9 protein-coding genes and 1 tRNA gene are annotated in these 13,347 nt (G+C 39.4%); all 10 read right to left on the minus strand.

Features of this window, described 5'->3' with window-relative positions:
- Positions 1–752, minus strand: a 752-nt coding sequence (locus D8801_RS05965; RefSeq protein WP_185758508.1) for a restriction endonuclease subunit S, incomplete at its 3' end; no start/stop codon positions are given.
- A gap of 12 nt (positions 753–764) precedes the next feature.
- Positions 765–2,258, minus strand: coding sequence for a type I restriction-modification system subunit M (locus D8801_RS05970; RefSeq protein WP_125848549.1), 1,494 nt, complete (start codon positions 2,256–2,258; stop codon positions 765–767).
- A 148-nt stretch (positions 2,259–2,406) separates the two neighbouring features.
- Positions 2,407–3,333 carry a bifunctional riboflavin kinase/FAD synthetase gene (locus D8801_RS05975; RefSeq protein WP_125848552.1) on the minus strand — a complete coding sequence of 309 codons (927 nt, stop codon included), beginning with the start codon at positions 3,331–3,333 and terminating at the stop codon, positions 2,407–2,409.
- Between the two features lie 143 nt (positions 3,334–3,476).
- The gene (gene smc / locus D8801_RS05980) at positions 3,477–7,016 is read right to left on the minus strand and encodes a chromosome segregation protein SMC (RefSeq protein ID WP_125848554.1); all 3,540 of its coding nucleotides are present in this window, start codon (positions 7,014–7,016) and stop codon (positions 3,477–3,479) included.
- Complete coding sequence (rnc, locus tag D8801_RS05985; RefSeq protein WP_125848556.1) at positions 7,007–7,705, minus strand: ribonuclease III; 699 nt, start codon at positions 7,703–7,705, stop codon at positions 7,007–7,009. Before rnc ends, smc begins: the two co-directional genes overlap by 10 nt.
- Before the next feature lie 174 nt (positions 7,706–7,879).
- Positions 7,880–7,951, minus strand: a tRNA-Arg gene (locus tag D8801_RS05990).
- Between the two features lie 67 nt (positions 7,952–8,018).
- Entirely contained in the window at positions 8,019–9,005 is a 987-nt protein-coding gene (locus D8801_RS05995; protein ID WP_084972379.1) for a GMP reductase, read from the minus strand.
- Positions 9,006–9,185: 180 nt separating this feature from the next.
- Positions 9,186–10,493 carry an McrC family protein gene (locus D8801_RS06000; RefSeq protein WP_125848558.1) on the minus strand — a complete coding sequence of 436 codons (1,308 nt, stop codon included), beginning with the start codon at positions 10,491–10,493 and terminating at the stop codon, positions 9,186–9,188.
- Complete coding sequence (locus tag D8801_RS06005; protein ID WP_185758509.1) at positions 10,480–12,405, minus strand: McrB family protein; 1,926 nt, start codon at positions 12,403–12,405, stop codon at positions 10,480–10,482. The genes D8801_RS06000 and D8801_RS06005 overlap by 14 nt, the downstream gene beginning before the upstream one ends.
- A gap of 151 nt (positions 12,406–12,556) precedes the next feature.
- Positions 12,557–13,336 (minus strand): L-threonylcarbamoyladenylate synthase, encoded by a 780-nt coding sequence (locus D8801_RS06010; RefSeq protein WP_000160505.1) that lies wholly within the window; start codon positions 13,334–13,336, stop codon positions 12,557–12,559.
- Positions 13,337–13,347 lie beyond the last annotated feature (11 nt).

A 13,347-nucleotide genomic window follows, 5' to 3' on the forward strand; every position in this document is an offset into this window, starting at 1 on the left:
TCCCACAATTTACTTTGTTTAAGACCAAACTCAGAATATGTAGAATGATAATCTACAATATAGTTTCCTGAATTAGCTACATCTCCTGTCTGTATAAACGGATAGATTCCTCCAAATAATTCCGAAGCGTTACGTGGTCTATACTTAGAAACACCTCTACCAATCGTTCCAACTTTATCTAGTGTTTCAATCTCCCACCCCATATCATTCAAAACAGGATCCCCAAACATCTCGTTAAATCGGGATTTGACGAGCTCGTTATATTTTTGAATTTGTGTTTCCTTTTTTGTAATTAATTTCTGAATGTCAGATATTTTTTTTGAGATACTAATCTGTGTACGATAATTTGGTAAATTTATCTCAATTTTATCTAAAGAGGATTTTGTTAACTTCCCTCTAGTTGAACCTGTGATATATGACGTTAAATCTAAATAATCAAGAGTAAGTTTGATATAGTTAATATCAACACCTGTTTTCATTTTAAGCACATGGGCATGATTATTAACCCAACACTTTTCATTCATCACATAAGTACATTCCTCATCTTTACCCCAATTGCCACCATCTTCAGCAATACAAAGGATCTCTTCATTTTCGTCAAAAATATATTCATCTATATAATCAATAATATTATTTGCACCACAATACGGATATTTTTTTGAGAACGATTTTTCTGATCGTTGAAGATTGTTAAGAGGTTTCCTACGATTATCTATATTAATTGTCACTTCCCCCAACTTCACTTTTTTCATACATGCATCTCCCTACTTGAGTAATTCTTCTAACTCTGCTAAGCCAGCTTGAATTTCTTTTTCTAGTTCATTGATTTTCTTTAAGATGACTTCTGTTGGTTCATACTCAACTTTTTCATACTCTATTTCTTTGTATTTATTGATCGATAAATCATAATCATTATCCTTTATCTCATCGACTGGAACAAAGAAAGATTGGTCTGTTCTCTTACGTTCTGCTTCGTTTTCAAGTTGATGGAAACGTTGAATAATATCTGGAATATCATTATCACTGATCGGTTGTCGTTTATCATCCAAACTTAAACCATCTGCTTTCATATCGTAAAACCAGACCTTATCCGTTCCACCATTTCCAGTTTTTGTGAAGATGAGAATGGCGGTTGAAACTCCAGCATAAGGCTTGAAAACACCGCTAGGCATTGAGATTACAGCATCCAATTTATGATTCTCAACAATTTCTTGACGAATTCCTTTATGGGCTTTAGAGGAACCAAAGAGGACACCATCAGGTACAATAACTGCTGCACGCCCCCCTGGTTTCAAGGTACGCAAGAAAAGAGCAAGGAAAAGCAATTCTGTTTTTTTGGTTTTTACAGTTGCAAGGAGATCATTTGAAGTTGAATCGTAGTCAAGTGACCCTTTAAATGGAGGATTTGCTAAAACTAGAGTGTACTTATCTGCTTCTTCATTATCTTGAGATAGTGAGTCAAGATAACTAATTTGTGGATTTTCCACCCCATGTAGCATCATATTCATTGCACCAAGTCTCAGCATAGTTGTATCCGTATCATTTCCATGAAACATATTGTTATGAAAATGGTTGATATTATCTGGATTGGTTTCCCATTCATCTTTCTTACGCTTTAAGTAACAGCTAGCAGATACTAAGAAACCAGCAGACCCCATAGCAGGATCTGAGACAATATCCTTGATAGTTGGTTGCATCAACTCAACCATCATATCGATGATGTGACGAGGCGTACGAAACTGTCCATTTTTACCTGCGGTTGACAATTTTGATAGCAGATATTCATAGATGTCTCCAATATCATTAATTCCCTGTGTGTCATTATCAAAATCTATATCTGACCCTCTAGTTGGAAATTCGTCTAATATAGAAATCACCTTTTGGAGCGTAGCTGGTTTATTAATTTGAAAGATGGCTTCACGCATATAACGTGAAAAAGCTGTATCGTCAGTATCACCCTTAAGATTCTTAATAAATGGAAAAATCTCCTGTGTCATTAAACGATAAACTTCCTGAGCATCTCCTATATTTTTAAAAGTCGACCAACGGTATTCAGGTTTATCTTTTGGAAAAATTCCCTCATAAGAAATTCCTAGAAACTCAGCATCGCTTTCGCGTCCAAGTTCAACACTATCCAAATCCTTCATAAACAGAAGATAAGTCAATTGTTCAATATTTGTTAGAGGATTTGCATTTCCTTCAGTCCACAGCATTTCCCACAGCTGATCTATTTTACTTTTTAATTCGCCTGTAATCATACTAGTCTCTTTTCTTTGGTTTTTAAAGTTATGAATATCACTATTTTAACAGATTTTCAATCAAGCTTCAATTATGTTTCTCGCTATAAACATTTCTTTCAAAAATAAAAAAGCAAACACAATATGTGGTTCACTTTTTTAAACATTTCTACTCTCCATCCTTCCAGTTCCGAGCAATCTCTTCGTCTTTCTGGAGTTGGTCTACCAGTTCCTCTACAGAGTCAAATTTGACCATATCACGGACACGGTCCAGCCAGTAGACCATGACTGTCTCACCGTAAATATCATCTGAAAAGTCAAAAATATTGACTTCAAAACGTGGTTCTTCTCCATCAAAGGTGACATTTTTCCCCACACTTGCCATGCCACGATATCTCTGACGTTGTACTTCTACATCGACTACATAGACACCATCTGCTGGCATGTAAGTTCGATCTCTTAGAACCAGATTGGCTGTTGGATAACCGATAGTACGCCCACGAGCATTTCCATGAACGACCATCCCACGAGATGGGAGCGGAGTGCCGAGCAGATGCTTGACTTCCCTGACATCTCCATCAAGAATAGCCTGACGAATCCGTGTGGAACTAATCTTGCCCTTTTCATCCTCAACTGGAGGAACAATGATGATCTCTCCATCAAAATAGTCCTTCAGGTCATCCGCAGTTTTCTTATCTGAACCAAACGTATAGTCAAATCCTGCTACAATGATAGCTGGTTTTAAAGCCTTGATGTAGGTATCAAAGAACTCTTGACCCGTTAAACTAGCAAATTTGCTACTAAAGTCAAGTAAGAAAAGAGCCTCTACTCCGTGCCACTTCATCTTGTGCTCCCGTTCTTCGTGATTGACAATATGGAGCATGAGCTCAGGTTGGTAAGGTTGTAAGGCAAGTTTTGGCGACTCTGTAAAGGTCATCACGACAACTGGCAGATAATCCTTCATAGAAGCCTTACTGGCTACTTCAAAAAGTTTCTGGTGCCCCTTGTGGATGCCATCAAAATAACCTAGTACAAGGACTGTTTTCCCTGGTACTGCAATATCTTTTTCGTTCTTAATAGGTACTGTTGTAATCATGAAACTATTATATCATAGAGAAAGTCTTTTCGCTAAGAGGAAATCCCAAATGTCTTTTTTTGCCCCTGAACTGACCGTAAGAGAAAATTTAGCACTTTAGTTTTAAAAAATAGCACCTCCTAAGAGATGCTATCATTTGGTAACTAGTCTATTGGTTCTTCTAAATCTTTTAATTTAACCGAAACAATCTTAGAAACACCTGATTCTTGCATGGTAACTCCATAGATAGAGTCCGCTGCTGCCATCGTCCCCTTACGGTGGGTTACGACGATAAACTGGCTGTCCTTGTCAAAGCGGTTGAGGTAATCCCCAAAACGTTTGACATTGGCTTCGTCCAGCGCCGCCTCTACCTCGTCCAAGATAACAAAAGGAATGGTCTTAACACGGATAATGGAGAAGAGCAGAGCCAGAGCAGATAGGGCTTTTTCACCACCACTCATGAGGTTGAGAGATTGGATTTTCTTACCTGGTGGTTGGACAGAAATCTCCACACCAGCTGTTAAAAGATCGCCCTCAGTCAATATCAAGTCTGCCTGACCGCCGCCAAACATCTGTCTAAAGGTCACTTTAAAGGACTCACGAATAGCCTCAAAGGTTGATTTAAAGCGTTCCTTAACCTCATCATTCATCTCTGTAATGGTCTCAAGAAGCAAGTTTTTCGCAGACAAAATATCATCACGCTGGCTATTGAGGAAATCCAGACGGTTGTGAACTTCTTCGTACTGGTCAATAGCTTCCAAGTTAACAGGACCCAGTGAGCGAATAGCCTTCTCTAAATCCTTAACCTCTTGCTCCGCCAGAGTGAGATTTTCCAGTTCATGAGCCTTTTCTAGAGCCTCTGTGTAGCTAATCTGGTACTGGTCAGTTAATTGAACTTGTAGATAGCGCAAACGTTCGCTGACCTTTTCTTTCTTAGCTTCAGCACGTGTTTGCTTGCGAATCAACTCCTCATTCTGCTGACGAGCCTGATCCAAATGACTGGCAATATCATCCAGCTGACCCTCGATATCATCCAATTCAAACTGCTTGCGAATCAGACCTTGTTGGAGATTTGTTTTCTGAGTTTTGGCCTCTTCCTCTTGCTGACTTAGCAAATCCGTATCAACTTTTTCAAGATTATCAACTTTTTCTTGGAGGAGACGCTGGATCTCCTCTTGCTCGATATCCAGATTATCCAGTTCCTTGCCTAAGCGTTCAATATCAGTCACTTCGTACCGCTTTTGTCCTTGCAGTTCGGACTTAAGCAAGCGCGCTTGAGAAATCTGTTCCTGCAAGTTTTGATAACGTTCTTGAATGGCGTTTTTGTTAGACTTAATCTCTTCAATCTCAGCTTCCAGATTTTGCTTTTCACTGGCAATGGTAGCAAGACGCTCTTGGCATTTTTCCTTGTCCGCTTGCCAATCTCCGAGAGAAAGACGATTTAATTCCTCTTCTTGAAGTTTCCAAAGAGTTTCTAACTCTTCCACTTGCTGGTTGGTTTGTTGATAAGCAAGGTACAAGCCTTGCTCCTGAATACGAGCTTGCTCACCCTGAGATTTGATGGATTCTAATCTTTCTGTCAATACCGCCATCTCATCTTGCAAGGTCTTCAAGCTTGCCTCTTCAGAACGCAGACTAGTTTCTTCTTCAGCAATTTCTTTTTGTAATTGCTCTAGTTCTAGCTTGATGAAAATACTGTTATTTTGACGATTGGCACCACCCGCGTAGGAACCACCTGTGCGCAATTCGGTACCATCAAGTGTCACCATGCGAACCTGATAGCGAACTTGACGAGCAGCTGTACGCGCATGTTCCACGGTATCAAAGATAGCCGTTGTGGCTAGCAAGTTCTTGAAAATGGCTTCTAGTCTCTTATCAAACGACACCAACTCATCTGCCATTCCCAGAAATCCTGGACTTGCAGCGATAGCATCTTGATTCTGACTAGAAATCGTACGAGCCTTGATAGTCGTCAACGGAAGGAAGGTCGCACGACCAGCTCTGTTACGTTTTAGGAAATCAATTGCCTTAGTTGCCGCGTTTTCATCTTCTACGATGATATGCTGACTGCTAGCTCCAAGCGCAATCTCCAAGGCAGTTTGATAATGCACATCAAAGGTCAAATGTTCACTGACTGCACCAATGATCCCACCAAGACGGTCTTTTTCTTGAAGAACACTCTTAACACCCGCATAAAAATTACTATGATTTCTTAGAATGTTTTCTAAGCTTTGGGCTCTAGCCTGCTTGTTTTTAAGAGCGTCCAGACGGTCAAAGAGTTGGCTCTGCTGGGCTTGGTAAGAAGCTTTCTGCTCCTCTTGTTCCTTGGCACTAGCTTGGTAGTCTGCCAATAATTTCTGAACCTGCTCCTTGGCGGTTTCAAGCTCGTCTTTTTGCTGACTAGCCTTCTCTTTAGCTGTAGCCAGCTGTTCTTTCAATTTCTCAAGTTGATCTGCTTGTTTTTGAGATAGTTGACGGCTGTTTTCCAACTCATTCTCAATGCGGGTCAGTTGGTTTGAGACATCCACTTCTTCTTGTAAAAGCGCCACAAAACGTTCACGCAGGAGTTCAATCATCTGGTCAGGATCATCTGAAAATGCTAACAACTCTGCCTCTAGGCGATTGAGTTCCTTGTTGTTTTCAGCTAAACTTTCCTCTAACTGTTCCAGATTCCCTTCTTTTTCAGCCTTTTCCTTACTTAGAGCCTTTCTCTTATCTTCCAGAGTCGCCAAACGGGCTTGCGCTTCTTGTTGATTGAGGGCTACCTGCTCAGATTCAAGTTTGGATAGGGCTAGTTTTCGCTCTAAGTCACTGATCAAACTAGTCAAATCCATCAAGCTTCCTTGATCCTTGGCCATTTGAGCTTGGAGATCCTGGCGTTTCTTTTTAAGACTTTGATTTTCCTCTTCTAACTCTTCACGTTTTTGGTAATAACTAGTCAAGAGTTCCTGAACTTGCGTTAGCTCTTCTTCTGTCAGCTCTAGTTCAGCCTTGTTTTCCTTGATTTGGGCAACCAGTACATCCAAGTAAATCGCCTTGCGTTGACCATCCAAGTCAAGAAACTTGCGAGCATTCTCAGCTTGTTTTGCAAGGGGCTTGATTTGATTATCTAACTCGTAGATAATGTCTTCTAAGCGGTCGAGATTGTCTTGAGTTTGTTGTAGCTTACTCTCTGTTTCTTTTCTACGAGTTTTGTACTTTAAAACTCCTGCAGCTTCTTCAAAAATAGCTCGACGCTCTTCAGGCTTGGAGTTAAAAATTTCCTCAACCTTCCCTTGGGAAATGATGGAAAAGGAATCCCGTCCCAAACCAGTATCCAAGAAAAGGTCATGCACATCACGCAGACGGACTTTCTTACCATCAATTCGATACTCGCTATCCCCACTACGATAGATATGCCGTTCTACCTTAATGACTTGCCCTGCATCCTTGATAAAGCCATCTTCATTATCCAAGGTCACGATAACAGAGGCATAATTGAGTGGTTTGCGACTTTCAGTTCCAGCAAAGATAACGTCGGGCATCTTGCCACCACGAAGGCTCTTAACACTAGACTCACCCAAGGCCCATCGCAGACTTTCTGTGATATTTGACTTCCCAGAACCATTGGGCCCAACGACAGCTGTCACACCTTGGTCAAAGACGACCTTGGTCTTATCAGCAAAGGACTTGAATCCCTGGATCTCAATTTCCTTTAAATACATGAATCCAGCCCTTTCTCCACTGCATTTTTCGCGGCTTCCTGCTCTGCTAATTTTTTAGAACGTCCTTGGCCTTTTCCGATACTCTTGCCTTCAACCAGAACTTCTACATCAAAAACCTTATCATGGGCAGGTCCCATCTCAGAAGTCACCTGGTAGCGAATATCCACATCTCCATTGACCTGGAGCAACTCTTGCAAGTGTGTCTTGTAATCCGTAATCATCTCAAAGTCACCTGCCTCAACCTTGGGAATCATGACCTGATAGATAAACTCTTTTACCCTAGCAACATCCTTGTCTAAAAGCAAAGCTCCCAGAAAGGCTTCAAAGGCATCACCAAGAATGGTGTCACGATTGCGACCACCAGACTTTTCTTCCCCTTTTCCTAGCTTGATAAACTGATCAAACTGGCAATCACGCGCAAAACCAGCCAAACTCTCCTCACGGACAATCATGGCACGGAGCTTGGACAAATCGCCCTCTGGTTTCTTAGGATATTTTTTATACAGATATTCTGAAATCAATAATTGCAGAACAGCGTCTCCTAAAAATTCCAAGCGCTCATTGTGTGAAATTTTTAAGAGGCGGTGCTCATTGGCATAACTCGTATGAGTAAAGGCCGTTTCCAGTAAGTTTTTGTCTGCAAATTCGATTGCAAAACGCTTCTTCAGTACAGTTTGTAATTCTTTCATACTGACCTCTTTCTAATAATTACGATCCTTTCTATTATAACAAAAAAAGTCCTCTGAGTCACTTTAAAATGGGACTAGGGGAGAGTGGGATAGTTTTTGAAAAAAAAAATTTCCAATTTTGGAGGCAATATAAAGAAAAAAGCCTTATTTAAAGGCTTTTTTAGGCTGTTTACATCCACCCTGAGGGAATCGAACCCCCATCTTAAGAACCGGAATCTTACGTGATATCCATTACACTAAGGGTGGAAACTTGTTTTATTATAACAGAAATTTGCTCTAATAACAAGTTTTTTATGGGTGGAGTATGCGTCTATTAGTGGGAAGCATCCCCGTTCCAGATAGAGTTTTTCACGATAACATAATCAACGTGCTTGAGGTCAGCAACCTTGCGTCCTCCTGCGTAGGAAATGGCACTTTGCAAATCTTGCTCCATCTCAGTAAGGGTGTCTTGCAAATGCCCCTTGGCAGGAAGTAAGATACGTTTGCCTTCCACGTTTTTATAAGCACCCTTTTGATATTGTGAAGCGGAACCATAGTATTCTTTGAACTGTTCCCCATCGACTTCGATTGTCTTTCCTGGGCTTTCGATATGTCCTGCAAATAGGGAACCAATCATGACCATGCTAGCACCGAAACGGATAGACTTAGCAATATCACCATGAGTACGAATCCCACCATCAGCGATGATCGGCTTACGCGCAGCCTTTGCACACCAGCGAAGAGCAGCCAACTGCCAACCGCCAGTACCAAAACCTGTTTTCACCTTGGTGATACAAACCTTACCAGGACCGATTCCAACCTTAGTAGCATCGGCACCAGCATTTTCCAATTCACGCACAGCTTCTGGTGTCCCTACATTCCCAGCAATGACAAAAGTGTCTGGTAATTCTTTCTTGATGTGCTGAATCATAGAAATCACGCTATCTGCATGACCATGAGCAATATCAATCGTGATATACTCAGGAGCATCAGTCTTGAGCTGGCTAACAAAGTCATACTCGTAATCCTTAACACCGACAGAAATTGAAGCAATGAGCCCTTGATCATGCATGCGTTTGATAAAAGGAATGCGCCCCGCCTCGTCAAAACGGTGCATAATGTAGAAATAACCACCTTTAGCAAGTTGCTCTGCTACGTTCTCATCCAAAATCGTCTGCATATTTGCAGGTACAACAGGTAGTTTGAAAGTGTGATTTCCAAGTGTGACACTTGTATCCGCTTCTGCACGGCTTTTAATGACACATTTATTAGGGATCAACTGAATATCTTCGTAATCAAAAATTGGAAATTCATTTAACATATCGATGTCTCGTTTCTTTTGTAATGACCTACCTATGCTTGCGCATCTCTACGCCTTTTTCCGACGTTTCCTTGATTTATTATAAACTAAAGTACAGTTTTTGTCAAATATTTTTAATAATCAAATTACATCGTTCGGTTTTTACTTAAGGAATAGAGAAGTAAAGTGGAGAGAGTAGTTTCACTCCACTTCATTATCAATATTCCTTTTAAAAATTTCTTCAGAATTTTCCATTATTTTACAAAACACACTGTAGGATAAAGCCTTCTGAGGAATTTGGATAGACCACTTTTTAAACAAGACTCCGTACCCCACTACTTTTCCTATCTCACTATTTACTGACTGCTCCATACTAGGAAAAATCAATCCAGCTTTCCAAGTTTTCCCAGCTTCTAAAATATAAGAATAGGAAATCAACTGAAACAAGTCCTCGCGATTGATCCCTTTTTCAGTAAACTCCAGTTTTTTATATTTTGCATCTAGAACAATCTTTCGTTCTCTGTCATAAAAATCTGGATATACTTTTCGTTTCCCACCAGAAAATATTAGGATGCCGCCTTTCTTTTCTTTATTTCGAGGATGGATGAAACCTTTTGGCAACAAGGTGTAAACATACTCTTCCCAAAGCCAGGCAACATCAAAGAGAATACCATGTACCTTTTGGGCTTGAGGTCCAAGACCATGCTTTTCTCTACTCAGAATCATCAAGCAGAGTTCCTGTAATTTTCTATACTCTCTAAAATAGGCATGTCGGATGGGTTTGATTTTATTCATTCTAATAATCTTGGCACGATCAGCTAGTTTATAAGCTGGAGTTACGCGAATAATTTCTGTTATATTTTCACGATTCCTATCGAGCAGAACTCCAAAACCTTTCTGATTCTTTATGTACTCAATCGTATGTCGAATCAACTGCATGAGTGGATTATCATAGGTAAACTCCCTAGTAGTATAGGCAATATTTCCCGTAAAAGGAAGATTTTTTTTCAGATGATTTCCAACATCAACGACTCCCTTTATATGACTATCGTTATGGAAAAATCTCTGGTATTCCTTATAAAGACCTTTTCGGAGAGCAGCTTGCAGATACTTGGGAAAGAGGTAAACCAAAAGCTGATAGAGCTTATCTTCAGGAGATAGACCGACATCCAAACTAGTCAGGTTAATATTGAGAACCTTTTGTAAAAGATAATGCAAAAAATGGTCGTTACTTTCATCAGAAAAACGAGAGGAAATCGTTAATCTTTCCTGACCATATCCAAGAAAACCAATCACGTTCCCTGTCTTGATTTCCTGATTAACTGTTTCCAAAATCTTTTGGTCCTTATCCAAATCAGGAGTATGAGTCAAATCATTTGGAAAAATAAAGATATTATCCTCTCTAGAAAGGTTATCCAGTGTTCTATCAAGAAGAGCTTGACTTAGTTTGGGATATTCTGCAACAAAGTCTTCTTTAGCAATTCTATGCTGATTATCAGTTATCCGCATTATCATCACCAGTATCTTGCTGAACTGTTTGCTCCTTATTTGTCAGATCAAATGCTTTTTTCAATGTACCCAGAGTTTCAGCCTCTTCATAAGAACCTCGTAAGTAATCTTCCAAAAGCGGTTTGAGGTAATCAGACCAGAGCAATTCATAGTCAAAATCTACATCCTTCAACTTAAGGAAATAACTTGGTCCGATATGATAATGGCTATTTAGCTCCTGAACGTTTTCGATAGCAGCATTCAAATTTCTAAGACGAAGTTTTGCTTCTTCTGCATGGATACCCAGTTCTTTATCCAACATAGCAACTTGACTTTCAGCAGTAACTTCAACAAAGCGGAAACGACGACGCATAGCAAAATCAAAGGTATCCACCGAGCGATCAATATCATTCATTGTTCCGATGATGTAAACATTTTTAGGGATATAAAACTTATCATCAGTTTCGTGTAGATTGGCATACTGGGTAGATATACTCCCCCTTTCACCACGATAGCCAGGGTCAATAGAGAAAAAGAGTTCCCCAAAAATCTTAGAAATCTCCCCACGATTAATCTCATCGATGATGAAGACGAATTTCTTGTCTGTGTCAATTTCTGTTGGAGAAATATAATCTTTCAGACCAAATCTTTTCTTTAAAGTTTCTAGGACTTTTTTTCCTTGATTACGATAATAGGGCTGTTTCAGATATTTTTCATCTTTATAGAGTTCATAAACATAAGATTTTGTTAAGCAAGTTCCTTGGGCTTTAGTTTCATAATTGATATTAAAATTATTTCGACTATTTACTGTGAGATAGGAAAATTCTGTCAAATATTCTTTTTCATCTCTGCCACTTACATATTCAAGATAAAGATCCCAAGCTTCATCAAAATTATCTTGTCCCCCAGTTTTCTGAGCTTCTTTAGCCTTCTGGCAAAATTTCTTAAAAATACCATCTTCTAGCTTAAACTCAATAGCTCCATCCCCATTTGAAACTGGCCTCAACCCCTCCACAAAATCCGTATAATCATAGGAAGGGTGAAATTGTACAAATCCGATTTGGTCTTCGTTGCCATCCGTTAATTCTTTAGCAATTTCTTTAGCAAGATAAGTTTTTCCTGTACCAGGTGCGCCACGGAGGATAAGGTTTTTGGATTGTAACAAGATATTACTCAAGGGATGATGAATATTATTTTGTTCAGACATTTCTTTCTCTCCTTGCTTATTATCACTGTCTATAAAATCTTTTGAATACTCAAATAAAATACTACCCAACATTGAAGATTCTAGTTCAGGATATGTTTTAGAAAACAGTTTACAAATCTCATGATTCTGACGATAGGGCCCTCCTTGATTACTTTGGGGAATCAACCTATTCCAAAATTCATTTTGACTATTCATATTTACTCCTAAAAAAGAAGGATTCTCCGAATAAATACAAAGTAGTTTTGTGACTACCGCAGAACGCCCAATAAATTCATTCTTTGACTTTTTTATGTCAAAAATAGGGTTATTGAAATCCAACATTCTACCAGCTTGGATGATCTCATACAAATCCGATTTTAATTTGTTAAATCGGTCTTCTAGTTCTGATTCTGGAATGACTTTATTAGCTTGATCTTTATAACTCTTTGTTTTTTCATTCCAATAAATACCAAATTTTGAAGAACCTCCGCCTCCAATTCCCATAAATAAAGATTTGTATTTCCCCCTCTCAAGACCGTAGCAAAAAGAATTACTTTTAGTGCCTTTCCCAATGACATATTCATCGATAGACATGGTTAAAATTCTATCAAGTGGCCATTCTTTAAGAAATTCTTCACGTAATTTTTCATTGTGAATACTATATTTAAATGCATCTTCTCTTAATCTTATTTTATTTTCTTGGTACCAAGCATAAAAATCTTCCAAGCCAAGCTTTCTTTTATCCATCAATCTTACTCCTTTTATAATAATGTTCAAATAAAAACTATATATTTCACATATAGAATATCATATCTATATAAAAAAGAAAAGAAATTCTAAACAAAAAGCCCAGTGTTAGGAGCTTCAATGTCTCTTAACACTAGACTTCTTTTCAATCTTAATAATACTCACCCTGACGGTAGTCCCATGAGTTAAAGGTATCTGACAAATGCATCATGATTTTATCAATGTCAAGCCCTTTACGGATCACGACTGGTGCTGGTGAGGTCGAGCGTGCTCCTCCTTGTTCTGGGATGAGTTTACCATCTTTATCAACCATAGACACCATCACACCTTGCTCGTAGCGAGTTTCGATTGTTTTGTCCGGTTGGATGGATGCCACGTAGTCGTCTGCCTCGATGACAAGGTCCACTGCCCCTTCGATACGTTCTCCGATACCTTCCACCTTACCGCGGTTTCCTTTACCAGATGGGTTAGCTGATGAGGCGTAGACCATCTTACCTTCTTCCCAAAGTTTAGCAGCCAGTTGTTCACCAGCTTTACCAAACTTGATGACAAAACAGCTAGTACCACGAACGTCTGTCATGAGTTCTTCACGGCCATCACCGTATGCTTTCAATTTCTCAAAAGCTTCTGGTTTCCAAGGAAGGATACAACCGAGGAGAATGTCTTCGTCCCAATGTTTTTGGTAGAAGGCTTCAATTTCTGGGTTAAGTTGTGCTAAAGCGCGAAGCTCGTCCATGCTACCACAAAGTACAACACCTGGTTTGTTACGGTTACGCTCTTTGGCTTCAAATTTGCGTTCAAGACCTGCCTTATCGCTAGTCATGATAATGTAACCAACTTTTGTAGGGCAAACAATGCACCCGCCCTCACCTTTTAAAATGTCGTAGCCTTCTTGTGAAAGTGTTCCGTTCCATTGAATGTGTTTTGTCATAGTTCTATATT

The sequence above is a fragment of the Streptococcus oralis genome (assembly GCF_003943415.1).
Classification (GTDB): Bacteria; Bacillota; Bacilli; order Lactobacillales; family Streptococcaceae; genus Streptococcus; species Streptococcus oralis_BJ.